Origin of the sequence: Frankia sp. CeD (assembly GCF_000732115.1) — a bacterium.
In the GTDB taxonomy this organism is placed as follows: domain Bacteria; phylum Actinomycetota; class Actinomycetes; order Frankiales; family Frankiaceae; genus Frankia; species Frankia casuarinae.
Window position 1 is genome coordinate 1 of sequence record NZ_JPGU01000032.1, and the last position, 18,155, is coordinate 18,155.

The following is an 18,155-nucleotide window of genomic DNA, read 5'->3' on the forward strand; positions in this document are numbered from 1 at the left end:
CCACCAACCGCGTCGGCCAACACGTCCGCGTCCCCAAGACCGCCGAACTCGTCGCCGCCCACCTACGCCGCCAGATCGTCCGCGGCGAACTCCAAGAAGGCGACGCCCTACCCCCCGAAGCCGTCCTCATGGAACAGTTCGGCGTCTCCCGCCCCACCCTGCGCGAAGCCTTCCGCGTCCTCGAATCCGAAGCCCTCATCTCCGTCCGCCGCGGCGCCCACGGCGGCGCCCGCGTCCACNCCCCCAACGGCGACGTCGCCGCCCGCTACACCGCCCTCGTCCTCGAACACCGCCACACCACCCTCGCCGACATCCACACCGCCCACACCCACCTCGAACCCACCGCCATCCGCCTCCTCGCCACCACCGCCACCGACCACACCCTGACCACCCTCACCGCCCACCTCACCGCCACCGACCACGCCCTGACCACCCCCACCCCCGACCCCACCGACATCCACACCCGCCACCTGCGCTTCCACACCCTGCTGCTCGACACCACCACCAACCACACCCTCACCATGATCACCAGCATGCTCCGGCACATCCTCGACGCCACCACCCCCGACACCCCCACCCCCATCCCCGACCTGCCAACCCTGCGCCACCAGCACACCACCCACCACCAGCTCCTCACCCACCTCACCCAGCACGACCCCGACGCCGCCGAAACCCTCTGGCGCCACCACCTCACCACCACCCCCCACACCCCCCACCAACCCACCACCCCCCTCGACCTCCTCGGCTGAGCAGGGGCGTAGCCGGCCGCCCGGGAGACCGATTCCGCGGCCGGTCACCATCGGCCCACGCCCGGTTCGCCCGTCGAGATCCGCTGTACGCTGCGCGGCATGGGATCTGGGCGGGTACGGGTTCGATTCGCGCCATCTCCCACCGGCATCTTCCATGTGGGTGGGGCGCGGTCGGCGCTGTTCAACTGGCTGGTCGCGCGGCGCGCCGGCGGCGACTTCGTGCTGCGCGTCGAGGACACCGACGCGTCCCGCAACCGGCCGGAGTGGACCGACGGCATCATCAGCGCGCTGGACTGGCTCGGCATCAGCCCCGGCGGGTACGAGGGTCCGGTGCTGCAGTCGTCGCGCGCCGACCGGCACCGGGCCGCGGCCGAACGGCTGCACGCCGAGGGTCTCGCCTACTACTGCGACTGCACCCGCGAGGCCCTGGCGGAACGCACCGGCAACGCGCAGCGCGGCTACGACGGATTCTGCCGGGACCGCGGGCTCGCCCCGGGTCCCGGCCGGGCGCTGCGCTTTCGCACGCCGGACGACGGCGTGACGATCGTCGAGGACCTCATCCGCGGCACGCCGGAGTTCCCGAACGAGACCATCGAGGACTTCGTGGTCGCGCGGGCCGACGGGTCGGCGGTGTTCCTGCTCGCCAACGTCGTTGACGACCTGGAGATGGGGATCACCCACGTCATCCGGGGTGAGGAACACCTGTCGAACACCCCTAAGCAGCAGCTGCTCTGGGCAGCGCTCGGCGCGGACGCGCCGCCGGTGTGGGCGCACGTCCCGGTGATCGTCAACGAGAAGCGCCAGAAGCTGTCGAAGCGGCGCGACAAGGTGGCGCTCGAGTCCTACCGGGACGAGGGATACCTGCCCGCCGCCATGAAGAACTACCTGATGCTGCTCGGTTGGGCCCCGCCCGGCGAGGACGAGATCGTGCCCTGGGAAACGATCGAGTCCACCTTCGACCTTGCCGACGTGAAGCCATCGCCGGCGTTCTTCGACGAGAAGAAGCTCAAGGCGTTCAACGGTGAGTACATCCGGCGGCTGAGCGTCGCGGAGTTCATCGAGGCGGTCCGGCCCTGGCTCTCGGCGCCGGCCGCGCCGTGGGAGCCGGCCGCGTTCGACGCGGACGCGTTCGCAGCCCTCGCCCCCTTGGCGCAGAGCCGGGTCTCCGTGCTGTCGGAGATCGTGCCGATGGTCGACTTCCTCTTCCTGCCGGAGGCACCGATCGACGACGCGGCCTGGGCCAAGGCGATGAAGNGGCCGGCGGCGGAACTGCTCGCCGACGTCCACGACCTCTACGACAAGATCGAGTGGGAAGCCGAGACGTTGAAGGCCGGACTCACCGAGGTGGGCGAGCGGCACGGTCTCAAGCTCGGCAAGGCGCAGGCACCGGTGCGGGTCGCCGTGACCGGGCGGAGCGTGGGACTGCCCCTGTTCGAGTCGCTGGAGGCGCTCGGCCGGGAGACCACCCTGCGGCGGCTTGCCGAAGCGCGGGAACGGCTCACCGGCGGCTGACCTCACGCCGGTCCACGACAGCCTCGCGCGCACGCCGGTCCACAACGGCTTCGCGCGGCGGGCAGGGCTGAGCCCGGGTCGCGGCTGGGACGGGCCGCGACCCGGGCTGGGGAGACCCACCAGAAGCCGGGGTTACCTCTGGTGGATGAGGCTGCTTCAGTTCGCCAGCCGGGCGACAAGGACCAGCACACCCCGCTGGGCCTAAGAGATCCTTAAAACGAGCTCAAGACAAGCTGTGATCTTGCCGTCACGAGATGCCTCTCGATAGTGATCATTCCGCGATGTCGGGATATTGCCGCCAAGCGGGAGTCCACCGAACTTAGGGCTCACCGTGACCCTGGGTGGCTGATCCTCGGGGCGTGCGCTGGCGCGGGCTCAGCCCGGACCAGTCGTCCGCCCAGGCCGCCAGCGGTTCCAGCACTCCCTGCAGGCGACGGCCGTGCGCGGTCAGCCGGTACTCGCCGACCTCGTCCACCTCGACGAGGCCGGCCTCGCGCAGCTCCCGCAGGCGTTGGGTCACCTGGGCCTGCGGCGCGTCGAGCCGCGCCACGAGCGCGCGGAACGGCAGGGCCGTCCCGCGCAGGTTCCAGTAGACGGCGAGGGCGAAACGCCGACCCAACAGGTCCACAAGACCGGCGAGGGCGGACGGTGCGCCGTCCGAAGTCTCGGGATGAGTCTCGGGATGACCGGAGGCGTGCGGTCGTCCCGGCCCGTTCGGCCTCGCCTGCCTCATCGGCATGTCCCGCCGGGACCGCTCATCGGTGGTCTCCGGGGTCTCCGGGGTCTCCGGCGCGAGGGTGCCTCGATCAGCGGGCACCGACCGAACCGACGCCGTTGGATCCGACGCCGTTGGATCCGACACCGTTGGATCCGACACCGTTGGAGCTGTGCGAGCCGAGGGGAGCGAACAGCCTGGTCGCGGACTGCCCGGCATGGGCACCAAGCAGGNCCCGGGCNTTCTGGTAGACGGTGGCCGCCTGCGCGGAGACGAGTCCCGCCACGCTCTGGACCTCCGGGCGCTCCTGGAGGTCACGGACCTGCCGCATGATGGCGTCGTAGTGCTCCCGGCCGGCCCGGGCGCCGAGGACGTATCCGAGACCGAGGGCCAGGATGACGCTGGGCCTGATACGCATGTTGCCTCCCAGGAGACCGAGGGACGTGCAGGCGGATGGCCGCCGGCCGCTTGACGTTGTGCCGTCGGGTTGATTCCTACCCCACGTCCAAGACCGCCCGAACCTCAGGTAGGCTGACGACGTCAGATGCACGGCACCCGATCCCGCGTAGCTCAATTGGCAGAGCAGCCGGCTGTTAACCGGCAGGTTATAGGTTCGAGTCCTATCGCGGGAGCATGTTTGCCCAGGTCAGGGCCTATCTTAGCAAGATCTTAAAGATCTTGAAATAAAGATCACCCCAACTTTACCCCCATGATTCTTTTCCTGTCTGGGTCTGTCTGTATGACGTCATCCGTTTGATCACCAGACCCCCTCCGGGTGGCCACCTGTTCCTGTCGGGATGGCCTGGAGGGGTCGTATGGAAGCGCAGGTCGCGCGGTGCGCGGGCCTGGATGTGCACAAGGACGAGATCGTCGCCTGCGTGCGGATGGCCGAGGCGCCGGGTGGGCCGGTCCAGGTGCAGCTGCACACCTTCGGGGCGACGACCGTGGAGTTGCTGGCGCTGCGGGACTGGCTGACCGGTCTGGGGGTGACCCGGGTCGGGATGGAGTCGACGCCTGATTACTGGCGTGTACTGGCGACCGGTCTTCCACATTCTCGAGGACGCGATCGGTGAGTGCTGGCTGCTCAACGCCCGGCACATGCACAACGTCCCCGGCCGCAAGACGGACGCGGCCGACGCCGCGTGGATCGCCGAGCTCGTCGAGTACGGGCTGGTCCGCCCGTCGTTCGTGCCGCCGCAACCGATCCGCCAGCTGCGGGATCTGACCCGCTACCGCAAGGCGCAGATCGAGGAGCGGACCCGCGAGGTCCAGCGCCTGGACAAGGTTCTGCAGGACGCGGGGATCAAGCTGTCGTCGGTGTCCTCGTCGATCCTGACGGTGTCCGGCCGGGCGATCCTCGAGGCGATGATCGCCGGTACCACCAACCCGGAGGTACTCTCCGAGCTCGCCCGCGGCCGGCTGCGCGCCAAGATCCCGGCGTTGCGGGAGGCGCTGAACGGGTTCTTCACCGGCCACCACGGTCTGATCATCGGGGAGATCCTCGCGAAGCTGGACTATCTCGATGAGGCGATCGACCGGCTCTCGACCGAGATCGACCGGGTGATCGCCCCTTTCGAGGCGAAGGTCGACCTGCTGGACACGATCCCCGGGGTTGACCGCCGCATGGCCGAATGCCTGCTCGCCGAGATCGGCCCGGACATGTCGGTCTTCCCGACCGCCGGCCACCTGGCCTCCTGGGCCGGGCGCTGCCCCGGCCAGCACGAGTCCGCCGGCAGGTCCAAGGGCGGCAAGACCCGCAAGGGCTCGAAGTAGCTACGCCTCAACCTGCACGAGGCCGCCCGCGCCGCCAGCCGCACCAAGAACAGCTACCTCAACGCCCAATATCACCGGATCAAAGCCCGCCGCGGCCCCGCCAAAGCCAGGGTCGCCGTCGAGCACTCGATCCTCGTCGCCGCCTTCCACATGCTCGACCGAGACGAGCCCTACCACGACCTCGGCGCCGACTACTTCACCCGACGCCGCGACCCCAACCGCCACGCCCAACGCCTGATCAGCCAGCTCGACGCCCTCGGCTACGACGCGGTCATCACCAGACGAACCGACCAGCCCACCGACACCAAGGCCGCGTGACCCGAGGCAGCGGNCCNCCACNCCNCCCGNCCCAGCCCCGCCACGGCGCTGAGGCGGCACGCCCCATGTGGGTACGTCCCGATCAACGGTCACCCTGTTTTCCCTTTAGAGGCCCTGCTAGAACTAGCGGGCAGGGGTGCTAGACCCAGTAGCCGCTGGCAGGTGCACGCGGGCCACGGTGTCCCACCGGTAGGCGCGTTCCTCACGGCGCAGTTCGACCAGTGCCACGGTTCTGACCGCGACCCGGACGGATGGAAGCTCCCGGAGGTCTCTGACGGCCGCGATGATCGAATGGGCGTCGGTCGGGCTGTTGCAGTAGGCGATTCCGATGTGGGGTCGGAACCCGTGCGGCTTGGTCACGACCGCGGCGGGCCCGAGTACGGCCGTGGTCGCTTCGACGNTCTTGCCCTGGATGGTGACCACCGGTGCCCAGGGCAGGACGCTGAAGCGGACGGCTCCGGAGGACCCAGCCAGCGGCCCCACAGCCAAGGAGAACGGCTCGACCTCGGTCAGCCGTACACACGTCTGCTCCACNGCTCTGTCGACGTCAGCCCGGCCGATCTGATCGGTGAACGCAAGACGTTGGAGCGTCAGATGCAGCCCGTCAGGCGGCACCGGGTCGAGGGCGGGCAGGCGTAGCCGCCGCTGGCACCGGTCGGCAAGGACGTGCAGCTCGGTTGCATCCTCGAAGGTCAGCATCCAGTGGTAGGAGCGGCGGCCGGGTGTCCAGCCCGGCCGGTCCCAGTGGTTTTCGAGCCGGTCGAGACCGGCGAAGCGGTGCCAGTCGTCCGCGACCGGGTCCGCGGTGCGTGCCGTGGTCACCGGTGTGCGCCGGTGGGGAGGGCGAGCGCGCGGGAAGCCTCCGCGAGTTCGGTGACCGGGCCGATCTGCTGCCACGGCTTGGCGCGGGTGACCAGCTCATGGCTACGACGTCGGACGGACTCGATCGGGTTGCCGGCCGTGGCGGTCAGAGCCTCGATGCCCAGGACGGCAGCCTGCTCCGGATCGGGGGAGTGGGACAGCAGCAGCGCGGTCGCGAGGTCGAGGCGGACGAGGCAACGGCTCCACATCGACGGGGATCGGTCTGCGACCTGAGCGGCCATGTCCGCATACTCCCGCGCCTGACCGGGCTCGCCCAGTGAGACATAGGCGGTCGCGGCGTTCGCGGCGATACGGGCGATGCTGTACGGCGCGAAGGAGATGCAGGGCGACATCCCGTCGGGCACCGGATGCTGTTCGGCGAGGTCGAACGCCTCGCCCACGGATCGGCCCACCCCGGCGCGGTCACCGAGCCGACCGAGGGCGCGTGCCTCCCCGTTCACAGCGAGGCGGATCACCTGGGCCGACCGGCCACCGACACGGCGACCCTCCCGGGCGAACTCCAGGGCAGCTCTGTAGTCCCCGGCGTAGTACTCACACAGGCTCTGCGTGCCGCCTATCCATGCCGTGAGGTCGTGGTGACCGACCAGCTCNGCGGTGTGGAGAGCCTCCAGACAGTAGGCGCGCGCGAGTCCGAACCGGCCGGTGTTCACCGCCATGTAGCCGAGTATTCCGGAGAGGCGACCGGCGATTTCGTAGAGCCGTTCACGCTGCCGGGGCGGCTGTCGTCCTTCCAGGAGGTTCTGAACCCGGCGGCGTTGCCTGAGTACCCGTGGTGCGAGTTTTTCCGGGCCGGCCCACTCGTACTCGTCCGCCATGGTCAGGAGCAGAACGTCGAAGTGGGCGAGAACGGCCGTGCTGACGTTGGATGCACCGAGCGTCTCGATCCGCTGCCCGATCTCCTCGACGGAATCCGATTCCTCGGGAAGGGCGGTCTGTTCCACGATGTTCGTCCGTGAGGCCTCCGGAGACTGGACGGCGCCGCGCGGTGCCAGCCCCATCAACATGCGGGCACGGTCGGGCAGGTCGAGCCCATCGGCGACGCGCTCGAACAACTCGAACTCGGCGGCGATTCGCTTGCCGTTGATGTACTTGCTGATATCTGACTGGGCCAGGCCGACGCGCATCCCGATCCCTGGCTGACTCGCCCCGGCGTACCGCTGTACCAGCCGGAAGAGGGAACCGATGTCCCTCATCTGCAGGCTCTCGGCGACCTGGGTCCGATCCCAGAATTCCGCCGGTATGACGAACGCGGACGGATCATGACGCACGTCGACTCACCCCGCCATCTGCCGCCATCTGTAGCTGATCGTAGTCGATGAGAGCCGGTCCAGGGCCGGAAAACGAGTGCTCGGCGCCATGCCTCGAAGCACTGCTCTTCGGGGACTGCGGCATGCCGCCGGGAACTGTCCTGCCGATCCCGTCCGGGTCATGATTACGGACATCGACACGACCTCCCCGATTTACCCACCGGACCATACGCCCGACCGGGGAGGCTCGCGAATCGATACCGGAATCAACGGAGAGCCCGAAAGGACAGTGAGCCATGCTCGCCACGAAACCCGAATACCCCGCAGCTTTCTCGGTGGAAATGAGCGAACCGTTCACGCCCACCTGGAACCGTCTCCCGGGCATCACGGTGAACGGGACCACGGTCACGGTCGAGCCGGACCGGTACTTCGTCCGTCGCAGTACCGCGCCGGTCTGGATGCTCGTCGACTGGGACCTGGTGACCGAGCGCCTGCTGTCGGAGGACGAGACCGAGGAGGCCGNTGTCGAACAGCAGACCTTGGAGTTCGTCCGTGCCTACGGTCAGCGGACGTCCGAGCCGGCGGACGTGCTGCGCACCGCCGACCGGGTCTACCACCACCTGTTCTCCGCCGAGCGGCTGGACGACCCCGACCTGTCCGACGTCACCGACGACGACCTGCGCATCCTGCGGGAGTCCGCGACGCTCGCGNCGCTGAACCGGGTCGAGCTGTCCGGGGAGATCGCCGACATCGGCCCGGCCTGGTTCTTCCCGGCCACCGCCCGCGTCGTCTACGACCTGGACGCGGACGGAGCCGAGCGGGTCGACGACCTGTACCACGGCGGCTTCTTCAACGAGTACCGCCGGGTGGAGGCGGTCAAGGCGCACGCTGCGCTCGGTTTCAGCCTCGCCCGTCCACATTACGATCTTGATCGATGCAGGATCAAGAGAGCCGTCACAGGCGCGGCCACAAGTGGACCACCGAGATCATAAAAGATTCACCTGCCGGTGGGTCGACAGCAACTCCTCGGGTTGCCACGCTGTGCAGCAGAGCCGACACGACGGTGCTGTGGGGGTGACCGGTGCGACTGGCGTCGTTCAACGTGGAAAACCTGTTCGAACGGATCCGGGCGATGGACCTGCCCACCTGGGACGAAGGCCAACCGGTCCTGGCCGCATTCGACCGATTCATCACCCTCGCCCAGCACGAGGTCTATACCGTTCAGAACAAGACCGACATGCTCGCCGACCTGGAAACGATGGAGATCCTGACCCGCACCAGCGAGGGTCGGCTGCAGCTCAACCGGGATCCACAGCCGCGGTGGGCCCGGCTTCGTGAGAACCGCGGGAACTTCCTCACCCAACCCCCCGGTAAGGACGCTGTGATCGACGCGACCGGGCGGCAGGATTGGATCGGCTGGGTCGAACTGGTCACCGGCCCCGTCGACGAGACCGCGATCCGCTCCACTGCCCAGGTCATCACGGACATCAACGCCGACGTTCTCGCCGTGATCGAAGCCGAAAACCGTCCGGCGCTGGTCCGGTTCAACACCAGTCTGCTCGCCGGCCTGTACGCCCACGTGATGCTCGTCGACGGCAACGACCCCCGCGGCATCGACGTCGGCCTGCTGGCCAAACCCGGCCACACGATCGGCTCGATCGTCAGCCACGTCGACGNCCCCGNCCCGGCCCGCCCCGACCGGCCGCTGTTCAGCCGCGACTGCCCCGCCTACGAACTGCACNCCCCCGCCGGCAACACCATCTGGGTACTGCCGAACCATTTGAAAAGCCAGTCCTGGACCTCCGGAAACCCCGACCCGCTACGCCGCCGGCAGGCCCACCGGGTGGCGGAGATCTACACCGCGCTCCGCGACGCCGGCGCCCGGTACATCGCCGTCGTCGGTGACCTCAACAAGCCACCCCCGCCCGCGTTCCCCAGCCTCGAACCCCTCCTCGGCCCCGACAGTCCACTCGTCGACGCCGCCAGCCGGGCCGGATTCGACACCGGCCCCCGACCCGGTACCTTCCAGTCCTGCACCGCCCGTAACCGACTCGACTACATCCTGCTCTCCCCCGACCTCGCCGACCGGATGACCGGCGGGCAGATCGTCCGCACCGGCCTGTGGGGCGACCCCGACAACAAACACCCATCCGCCCAGTGGGTGATCCACCCCAAGATCACCCGAGCCGACCAGGCCGCCTCCGATCACGCCGCCCTTTACGTCGACCTCGATATCTAAAAACNCCGCGGCATCTAGAACACCAGGCGACACTCTGTTGTGCCGCTGAGCGGACGCCTGCCCCGCCGCTCGATTTGACCCCGCCCCCGAACCATCCGAGGAATCGCCAGCAGAGGTGGGCGATGTCGTGGATGCGTTCGCCCGGTGCGGCGAGGTCCCAGTCGTCGCCGTGGTCGAACGGAACCACGAACCCGGCGCAGCCGTACTCTCGACCGATCCGGCGAGCGGCCCGGGTCGGCGACCGCGGCCGGGTCCGCTCCCACCCGCGGCCTCGACGACTGCCAGGTCCGCGACTACCGGGCCCGGTACGCGCACATCACCTTGTCCAGGCTCGCCTACCGATAGTCGCCCTACAGCACAGTTTATCACTCCAGCCAGCCGCTAGAGATCGCTGTCCGTACGACACGTCGGTGGATGCCACTCGTATCTTCCGAATACTAGACTTAAGTTATGAAAATAGCCCATAACGCCCCACTGTGAGATAGCCAACACCGTAGAGACTTCAACGGAGGTTGACGGTCACCGGAAGCGCTGGTCAGCCCGCTGCGGGCACAGATTACTTGCTATTAAGCAGCAGCATAATTTTTCTTCTCAACAACCAATGGCCCCTCCTTCCTCGTAGACCTCGCCAGTTGGTTGTGGTTAGACTGACGACCGAGCGATTCCAGGAGACGTTACAAGAACAGTAAGTCGCGGCTTCGCCTACTTGACGGCACGGATGCGACGCATGGCGACACGGGGGGTGCGACAACGTAGCGCTGGAGTGCGCAACGGCCGCTACTGTAACTACAGTAAGCGCGCCCAGGCCGCGCGCATGCCTGGAGAATCACGNCCGGCCCGGCCCTGTCGAATTCATCCACAGCTGATGATGATGATGATAATCAGAAAAACGATCATTGACGCGGGCATGCACGCCGTTCCACGGAATATCGACGGGCATCGCTGGCATATTTCTAATACCAAAAGGTCGTTGACAGCTCCTACCAGTGATCCGGCCGCATCGCCATGCGGACATTCCCTGCTGGAAAAGGAAGTAGATGACTGCGCAAACCGCACGACGGGTGCTTTTGACGGGGGCGTCGGGCGTGCTCGGTCAAGAGCTCCTGAGCCAGTTGAAAAGAGTTCCTGACATCGAGCCGGTGTGCCTGGTGCACCGCACCGTCCTGGCCGACCAGACGATTACCACCGTGCGCGGTGACATCGCTCGTCCACAACTCGGCCTGGATGGATCGGAGTACCGATCCCTGGTCGACAGCGTGGATGCGGTGGTGAATNCAGCCGCCGTGGTCGCATTCAACGGTACCGAGAGGACATTAAGGTCGATCAACGTCGAGGGAACTTCGCGGATAGCGCAGCTGGCCGCGGCGGCAGACGCACCCCTCTACCATGTGAGCACCGCCTACATTGGCGCCCGCAGCGACGGCGCCGGCGAGTCCGGTGCTCGCTACGCCAGCAGCAAGCGCGAGGCCGAGGACGTAGTGCGCGGCGCGGGGGTCCCCTATGCCATCCTCCGGCCCTCGATCATCGTCGGCCACTCCGATACCGGTGCCATAGCCAGCTTCCAAGGCTTCTACCAGATGGTGGCCAGATTCCTGCACGATAAACTACCGATAATACCCTTCTCCCCGGACTCTCGGATCGATCTGGTGCCCGTTGATTATGTAGCCGAGGCAGTTGTTGCCGCTGTACGTAAGGAGGCGCTGGGCAGCGAACTCTGGCTCGCTAATGGGCCGGCGGCACTGACCCTCACCGACGTCGTTGACATGGCGCTCGATATTGGCCGTGATTTTGACTATCCGGCCAAGCCCCCGATGCTGATATCCGGTACTGTCCTGGATGAATCCGCCATCACGGATCCGGCACTATACGCGGGGATAATGAAGGCAGTAGCCTATTTCTCTGCATACGTCCGCTCAAGCCTGATACTGCCGACATCGGCTGATGAGCTCGCCGCCCTCGGCGTCCGGCCGCTCCCCGACGCCAGGACGGTCGCGGATCGGAGCATGCGCTACTGGGCGGCCCGCGACGCTCGGTCGAACCAGGGCACGACAAAGATCGACCGAGCGGCCGTTGCTGGGAGCAGCCGGCCGTGACCCGTAGCAGCAGCACAGGGGTCGCNCAGACGCGATCCGTCGCGGAGCCCACTTTGGACGTGCTGACCCGGCACGCTCACAACCCATCTGCATACCTGGCGCTGAACGAAGGAAATCTGACGTTCGAGGTGGATGGAATCGACGGCGTCGTCATCTACCGGCCAAGCGGGAGGTTCCTGATCCAGTTCGGCGGAGTCTTCGCGCCGCCGGACCAGCAGGCTGAGCTGCTGACTGAGTTCGTCCGTTGGGCCAGGCAGAACCGCCGTCGGGTGATTAGCGTCCAGCTGATGCCCGAAGATACTGACATCTACCTGCGTGCCGGTTTTGGCGTGAACCAGCTCGGCGCCTCCTACGCCCGTTCACTGGACGGGTTCAGCATGTCGGGGAAACATTTCGTGAAGATCCGGAATAAGATCTCTCGAGCTAATCGGGACGGCGTCCGGGTACGCGAGGTGGCGGCGGTCCGTGAGCGGACGCCGCAGCTGATGGAGGCACTGAACGAGGTGGACTGGGTATGGTTGAAGGCAAAAGGTTTTGGCGTCGCCGAGATCGACTTTATGATCGGCCAACGGGGCGGTTGGGCCGAGCGCAGGCGCCGGTTGTTCGTTGCCGAGCACGCCGGCCGGCTGGTGGGCTACCAGGTATTCTCGCCGGTCTTCGGGCGGCACTCTGGTTGGCTGCATGACCTGAGCCGGCGGATACCGGACGCTCCCACCGGAGTCAGCGAGCTGATCCTGTCCACGGCCGTACGGCAGTTCGTCGGGGAGAAGACGCCGTACCTGCACTTTGGTCTCACTCCCTTCACTTCGCTCGATCCGAAACATCGACTTCCTGGACACAGCCCCTTCGTGGACCGTTTCGTGCGCTGGCTCGGCACTCGCGCCGAGTGGATCTACCCCGCCCAGTCCCAGGTGGCATACAAGCTGAAGTGGCAACCAGACCTGATCCAGCCGGAGTATGTCGCGTTCCAGGACGGCGTCTCGCTCTCCGCCGTCTGGCGGTTGATGCGGGTGACGAAGGCCGTCTCGCTGCGCCGGGGCAGGAAGAGCGTCACACGTCGCCCAGCGAGTCCCCATGAGTGATAAAATTCTTTCTCGCGATGCCGGAAATAAAGATCAAGTCCTTCGCTCCGCCCCGAACGCGGTCCCGAACGGGAGCGGGACGGCGAAGTCGGGGGTGACCGGGTCCGGTCGGGTCCCAGGCCGGCGGCTCCCGCGTTACGAAGCGCGGCCCGTGCTTGTCGCCTGCGTTGTGTTCGCCATCCTCGGAACGCTACGTATTGCCGGCGCGTTCGACGAGTGGCTCATGGTGTTCTCTATCGTGCTCACCCCGTTCGCGCTGTTCGTCGTGCCGCGGCGAATGTGGTCGGATGTCGGCGTGCAGGCCATATCCTCGCCACGGCAGTTGGCCCGCGGGATCGGGGTGGTGACCGCCGGCTACCTGCTGACCCTCGTCGCCTGCCTGACGCTGCTCGGGCGGGGTGAGGACAACTGGGCGGCCCTGCTGCCCGGCCTCTTCCGCGAGATGTTCCCGGGCTCTCCGGCGCTCGCCTATATCTCCTTGTTCCTCTGTATGGGTTTGCTCGTCCCGATCGCTGAGGAGGTCTTCTACCGAGGCGTGCTGCTGCACGCCGCCTCCCGGCGCATGGGGCTCTGGAGGTCCGTCGTCACGGTCAGTGCCGGCTGGGCACTCGTGCACCTCGGCGATTACGGACTCAATCCTTTCAACCCGCTGGTCCTGGCCGGGATGATCCCCTCGGTCTTCGTGATGGGCCTCGCCCTGGGTTATTGCCGGATGGTGACGGGATCGGTGGTCGGTACGACCATCGCGCAGGGTGTGGCCAACGTTCTGTTCACCATCTGGGCAATCTCGCTCTAACGTGATCGGAGAAGGCGAGATGGCTGCCAGCCAGGACGCGGTCGAGACGAACTCCACCGCGGTTCGCCACGACGTATTCAAGGTGACCGCCGCGACCTGTGGCGCGCTGTTCGTGGACAGCCTGCTCTACAGCATCGTGGTACCTGTCCTGCCGAACTACGCGGACCAGTTCGATGTGGGGTCGGCCGGGGTGAGCCTGCTGTACGCCGCGTACGCGGTCGCCCTGCTGGCGGGGACTCCCCTGATGGGCCGGGTCGGCGACCGGTTCGGGCATGAACGGCCATTCCAGGTCGGTGCCGCCGGTCTGCTGATCTCGACGGTCGGTTTCGCGCTGGCTCGTAGTTATCCCGAACTTCTGGCTGCCCGCACGCTCCAGGGAGTCGCCGCGGCGGCGCTGTGGACGAACGGAATCGCTCTGCTCGCCCAGCGGGTGCGGCCCCCCAGGGCCGGCGGCGCGATGGGAGCGGCGATGTCCAGTATGTCCGTCGGTATGGTCGCTGGCCCAGTGATCGGCGGGCTGCTGGCCGAACGCTTCGGCGACGCGGCGCCGTTCGTGGTGTGCACGGTGCTCACCGCGGTACTCGCCGCCGTCCTGCCGTGGCTGGTCCGCGGCGCCGCGCAGCCGGTACGTGAGCAGCAGCCATCCGGCTGGCGTTCGCTCCTGCCGACCCTGCTCGCTGTCGCCTTCGGAGCGGCGACGCTGAGCATGCTGGAACCGCTGCTCCCGCTGCACCTGGCCGACCGGTTCGGCAGCGGCCCGGCCACGCTGGGTCTGATCTTCGGGGCGGCGACGCTGGCGCACGGGCTCGCCGGGGTGCCGGTCGGCCTGCTTGGGGACCGGCGGCCGGATCTGCCGTTGATCCCGGGCGGGTTGCTGGGGATGAGCGCCGTCCTGCCGCTGCTCCCCAGGTTCGACGTTGGCTGGACGACGGTGCTGCTGGTGACGTTCGCCGTTTGCTTCTCCTTTGTCCTCATCCCTGCGCTGGGGATTCTCACCGCAGCGGCGGAACGGCGGGGGGNCGGGCATGGGGCCATCTTCGCGATGTTCAACATCGCCTATGCCGTGGGGATGATGAGCGGCCCTCTGCTCGGCGCGCTGGGTACCGGCTTCAGCAGCGTCACCACCGCGCTTACCGGCATGGCGGCGGTTCTCGTCCTGGGCGCCGTCCTGATCCTGACCGCGGCGCAGCGCCGCTCCGTCACCTGACGTCCGAGCCAGGATGCCCGGCTGCGGTCGGGCATCCACCTCACCGAAAAGACATCCCGTCCTTCTGCTCGCGATCCACTGGGAGTTGCTATGAGCCGAGCCGGTCTGGCGCTGCGCGCCGCCCGTCTCCTACTCACCCGCGCCGTTGCCGACACCACACCTGATTACGACATCGCCAGCAGCACCTATGACGAGGCGTTCACCGCCCTCATGGGCCCGAACTCGACGGCGATGCTGGACCTGGTGGGGATCGCCCCGGGGATGGACGTCATCGAGCTGGCATGCGGCACGGGTCACCTGTCCGAACAGATTCGGATCCGGCAGCAGGGCCTCGGTTCGCTGCGGGTGATCGAGAAGTCCCCGGGGATGCTGGCCGTCGCGAAGGCCAAGATGGAGACGCTCGGCCAAGCCTCCAAGGATGTCAGCTGGCAGCAGGGCGACATGCTGGAGTTCCTCAAGGCCCAGGCGACCAACAGCGCCGACGCGATCGTCTGCGGTTGGGCGATCTGCTATAGCAAGCCCTCCCAATTGTTCCGCGAGGCGCGGCGGGTGCTCCGCCCAGGAGGNCGGATCGGCATCATCGAGTCCCGCGCGGACGCATTGGCCTCGCTGCGCAAGGCTTTCGAAGACGTCGTCGCGGACGAGCCGACTCTGCTCACCGCGATGGTGCGGGTGGCCCTGCCGAAGGACGCCGAGACGGTGGCCAGGTGGATGCGCAAGGGCGAACTGCGGGTAATCAACCAGTATGAGGGTGAACAGCGCTGGCCGGTGGCCACCGCCGAGGAAGCCGTAGAGTGGGTGGAACGGTCCGGCGCCGGCGCCGGCTTCCGGGACTCGTTCGACATGTCCCGCGAAGACGACGTCAGAGGCAAACTGACAGAGGCGCTACGCAAGCAGGCCAGCCGGCCGGGGGGCCTCACACTCCTCCATCCGTTCGTCGTGGTCGTCGCCGAGACCACACCGGAGCCGGCAGCTCCCGTCCAGCCGGGCGTCACCAAGGCGAATGGGATCCAGTGAACTCTGGGACTGGCGGGATCGGATCGGAGTCGACGCCTTCCCCNTCCNCCCNTCCGGTGCTGGGACGGATCGCCCGGGCCGTGGTCAGACACCCCGTGGTCGTCATCGTCCTCTGGCTCGTCGCTATCGGGGCCTGCGCGCCGTTCGCGCTCAAGCTCTCCGAGGTACAGTCCCGGCAGGGCAGCTCGAAGATCGTGCCCGGCTCGGTCGGCGACGCCGTAGCGCAACGGCTCGTACAGGCATTCCCGCATCACTCCGAGCGGGAAACCCTCATCGTGCTCAGTGCGCCCGATGTGACCGCCGCGAGTTCGCGGCGGCTGATGGGCATGCTGGACGCCTCGCTACAGCCACTCGTCCACGATGGCTCAGTCATGAGCACGACGTCGCCGTACACGCTGCACCGCGACGCTCTCCTGGCCGCGATGCGCCACGTGCTCGCGCCGGCGGGTACGCCGCCACCGAGCACCGAGGAGGCCATGGGCCGCCTGGCCCAGGCGCGGGCCACGGGTCAGGTGCCCGCGGCGCTGGTTCCACTCCTGCAACGGGCCGCACGTACCGACCAGGCGGAATGGCCGAAGCTGGCCGGCACGCTGGCCGAGGAGACGGACTGGGCGGACTTCCCCGTGCCGGTGGACGCCGCCAGCCTGATCTCCGATGACCACAGGGCGTCACTCGTTACCGTCGCCTACTCGAGGCATGGACCTGACCCGGACCTGACAGCGCTGCGCCGCACTGTGGCCGCGGACATAGCCCGGCTGGGCCCGGCCTCCCCGGTGCACGCCGCCGTCACCGGCGAACTGGCACTGATCAAGGACACGTACGACAAGGCCGAGGCCGACAACGCGAAGATGGAGTACGCGGCTTACATCATCATCATCATCGTTCTGCTGCTGTTCTTCCGTGCCGTCGTTCCGGCAGTCCTCACCCTGACGATGATCGGGCTCGCCATGACGATCAGCCAGGCATGGCTGTACGCCGTCGGCAGCCAGGTGGAACTAACCCAGTTCACCACGACAATCATGACCTTCGTCATGCTCGGTGCTGGCGTCGACTACAGCATGTTGCTGTCCTCCAGATATCGGCAGGAACGCCTGGCTGGCCGCGACCCGAAAGAAGCCGTCGTCAACGCCACCATCCACGCCGGTGAAAGCATTGCCCTCGCGGGAAGCACCGTCATCCTCGCGTTCGCCGCAACCCTGCTCTCACCGGTCGACTGGATCCCGCCGCTCGGCTATGGGGGGCTCGCGGGCATCCCGGTGATGCTGCTGGCCGCACTGACGATCACACCGGCGCTGCTGGTTCTGCTGGGCGACAAATTCTTCCTGCTCGGTGTCCGGCCGCTCACGGATATGGAGTCCAAGGGCTGGCTGACCAACCTGCTGCGACGGCTGGCCGTGCTGCCGCGACGGGCACCCGTCGCCGTCGTCGCGGTGTTCGTGCTGGCGACGATCCCCATCATTGTCCTCCTGGGATCCCACCGGCTGACCTCCGACCCGGTCGCGCTGAGCCCGGACACAGACGCCCGCCGCGGCTACAACCTTATCGCCGAACACTGGCAACCCGGCCTGCTGCAGCCGACGACCGTCGTCGGTGACATCGGCGACAACGGTCACCGAGGCGACACTCTCACCCTTGCCGGCTGGCAGCGACTGGACAGCCTAAGCGACGCGATCGCCCGCACTCCCGGCGTGGTCTCCGTTTCGAGCCTGTCCCGCCCCACGGGCACGAAGCTGTCCTGGGAGGACACGTCGGCGCTACCACAAAACGTCCGACAGGACTTTCTGGCCCCGGACGGCGCCCTGCGGCTGTCCATCGTGCTGGCTGGGGACCCACTGTCGGAGCAGGCGAGGTCGACGATCCGGACGCTGACCACGCTGGTCGCCGACAGTACCATCGACAACGCTCAGGTCGGTGGTGCCACCGTCATCGACCAAGAATACGATGCGGCGCTGACATCGTCCTTCTGGAAGATGATCGCCTTTGTGTGCGCCGGCGTCATAGTGCTGCTGACCTTCGCATTACGATCCATCCTGGTCCCGATCCGGCTGATCCTGACGATCGCGCTCAGCAACATTTGGGCACTCGGCGCCACGCTCGCGGTCTTCGCCGGCTGGCTCGATGAACCCGTCATCAACGACCTACCAATCTTCCTGGTGATCCTCATGATGGGTCTCGGCATGGACTACGAAATCTTTTTGATAACCCGGATCCGAGAAATAACCCGGCAGGGAAGCAGTGACGCCGACGCGGTGACGACAGCTATCGTGGACACCGGCCGGGTAATCACCGCTGCCGGCCTGGTTATGGCGGGNANACTGGGGACGATGATGCTCTCGTCAACGTTGATGCTGCGCGAGTATGGCTTCGGCCTCAGCGTCGCGGTGCTGCTCGACGCCACGCTGATCAGGCTCGTCCTGGCGCCCGCCACACTCCTGATAGCCGGGAAGTACAACTGGTGGCTGCCCTCCCTACGGCGCCGCGCCGCCGCCCCGGACGGGCCGGCGTGAGGTAGACGGCGCCATTCC

At 67.2% G+C, this 18,155-nt stretch carries 13 protein-coding genes, 1 tRNA gene and 1 pseudogene; 12 read left to right on the forward strand and 3 right to left on the reverse strand.

Annotated features, from left to right (window positions below):
• Positions 1–749, forward strand: a 749-nt coding sequence (locus CED_RS15640; protein WP_035911823.1) for a FadR/GntR family transcriptional regulator, incomplete at its 5' end; no start/stop codon positions are given.
• A 99-nt stretch (positions 750–848) separates the two neighbouring features.
• On the forward strand, positions 849–2,261 hold the full coding sequence (gene gltX, locus CED_RS15645) for a glutamate--tRNA ligase (RefSeq protein ID WP_035911826.1): 1,413 nt from the start codon (positions 849–851) through the stop codon (positions 2,259–2,261).
• A gap of 319 nt (positions 2,262–2,580) precedes the next feature.
• Here gltX and CED_RS26290 read toward each other — a convergent pair whose 3' ends face one another.
• Complete coding sequence (locus tag CED_RS26290) at positions 2,581–3,078, reverse strand: helix-turn-helix domain-containing protein (protein WP_084680825.1); 498 nt, start codon at positions 3,076–3,078, stop codon at positions 2,581–2,583.
• Between the two features lie 457 nt (positions 3,079–3,535).
• Between CED_RS26290 and CED_RS15660 the strand changes: the two genes are divergently transcribed.
• Together CED_RS15660 and CED_RS15670 are read left to right on the forward strand one after the other, a co-directional pair.
• Positions 3,536–3,608, forward strand: a tRNA-Asn gene (locus CED_RS15660).
• 183 nt (positions 3,609–3,791) lie between these two features.
• A pseudogene (locus tag CED_RS15670) lies at positions 3,792–5,067 on the forward strand (IS110 family transposase).
• Positions 5,068–5,190: 123 nt separating this feature from the next.
• On the opposite strand, the gene CED_RS15675 reads toward CED_RS15670, so the two are convergent.
• On the reverse strand, positions 5,191–5,889 hold the full coding sequence (locus tag CED_RS15675; RefSeq protein ID WP_035911832.1) for a 2'-5' RNA ligase family protein: 699 nt from the start codon (positions 5,887–5,889) through the stop codon (positions 5,191–5,193).
• Positions 5,886–7,217 carry a hypothetical protein gene (locus tag CED_RS15680; RefSeq protein ID WP_011437611.1) on the reverse strand — a complete coding sequence of 444 codons (1,332 nt, stop codon included), beginning with the start codon at positions 7,215–7,217 and terminating at the stop codon, positions 5,886–5,888. Before CED_RS15680 ends, CED_RS15675 begins: the two co-directional genes overlap by 4 nt.
• Before the next feature lie 275 nt (positions 7,218–7,492).
• Between CED_RS15680 and CED_RS15685 the strand changes: the two genes are divergently transcribed.
• From CED_RS15685 to CED_RS15720, 8 genes are all read left to right on the forward strand, one after another.
• Complete coding sequence (locus CED_RS15685) at positions 7,493–8,188, forward strand: hypothetical protein (RefSeq protein ID WP_035911835.1); 696 nt, start codon at positions 7,493–7,495, stop codon at positions 8,186–8,188.
• 89 nt (positions 8,189–8,277) lie between these two features.
• A complete protein-coding gene (locus CED_RS15690) occupies positions 8,278–9,435 on the forward strand; it encodes an endonuclease/exonuclease/phosphatase family protein (protein ID WP_035911838.1) in 1,158 nt (385 codons plus the stop codon).
• 1,037 nt (positions 9,436–10,472) lie between these two features.
• The gene (locus tag CED_RS15695) at positions 10,473–11,528 is read left to right on the forward strand and encodes an SDR family oxidoreductase (protein ID WP_084680826.1); all 1,056 of its coding nucleotides are present in this window, start codon (positions 10,473–10,475) and stop codon (positions 11,526–11,528) included.
• 59 nt (positions 11,529–11,587) lie between these two features.
• The gene (locus CED_RS15700) at positions 11,588–12,610 is read left to right on the forward strand and encodes a bifunctional lysylphosphatidylglycerol flippase/synthetase MprF (protein ID WP_049760957.1); all 1,023 of its coding nucleotides are present in this window, start codon (positions 11,588–11,590) and stop codon (positions 12,608–12,610) included.
• A 151-nt stretch (positions 12,611–12,761) separates the two neighbouring features.
• Positions 12,762–13,406: a CPBP family intramembrane glutamic endopeptidase gene (locus tag CED_RS15705; RefSeq protein ID WP_157858588.1), complete on the forward strand. Its 645-nt coding sequence runs from the start codon at positions 12,762–12,764 to the stop codon at positions 13,404–13,406.
• Positions 13,407–13,425: 19 nt separating this feature from the next.
• Positions 13,426–14,613, forward strand: a complete 1,188-nt coding sequence (locus tag CED_RS15710; protein ID WP_152569771.1) for an MFS transporter — start codon at positions 13,426–13,428, stop codon at positions 14,611–14,613.
• 90 nt (positions 14,614–14,703) lie between these two features.
• Complete coding sequence (locus CED_RS15715; protein WP_011437618.1) at positions 14,704–15,630, forward strand: class I SAM-dependent methyltransferase; 927 nt, start codon at positions 14,704–14,706, stop codon at positions 15,628–15,630.
• Between the two features lie 80 nt (positions 15,631–15,710).
• The gene (locus tag CED_RS15720) at positions 15,711–18,137 is read left to right on the forward strand and encodes an MMPL family transporter (RefSeq protein WP_232235233.1); all 2,427 of its coding nucleotides are present in this window, start codon (positions 15,711–15,713) and stop codon (positions 18,135–18,137) included.
• The last annotated feature ends 18 nt before the right edge of the window (positions 18,138–18,155 follow it).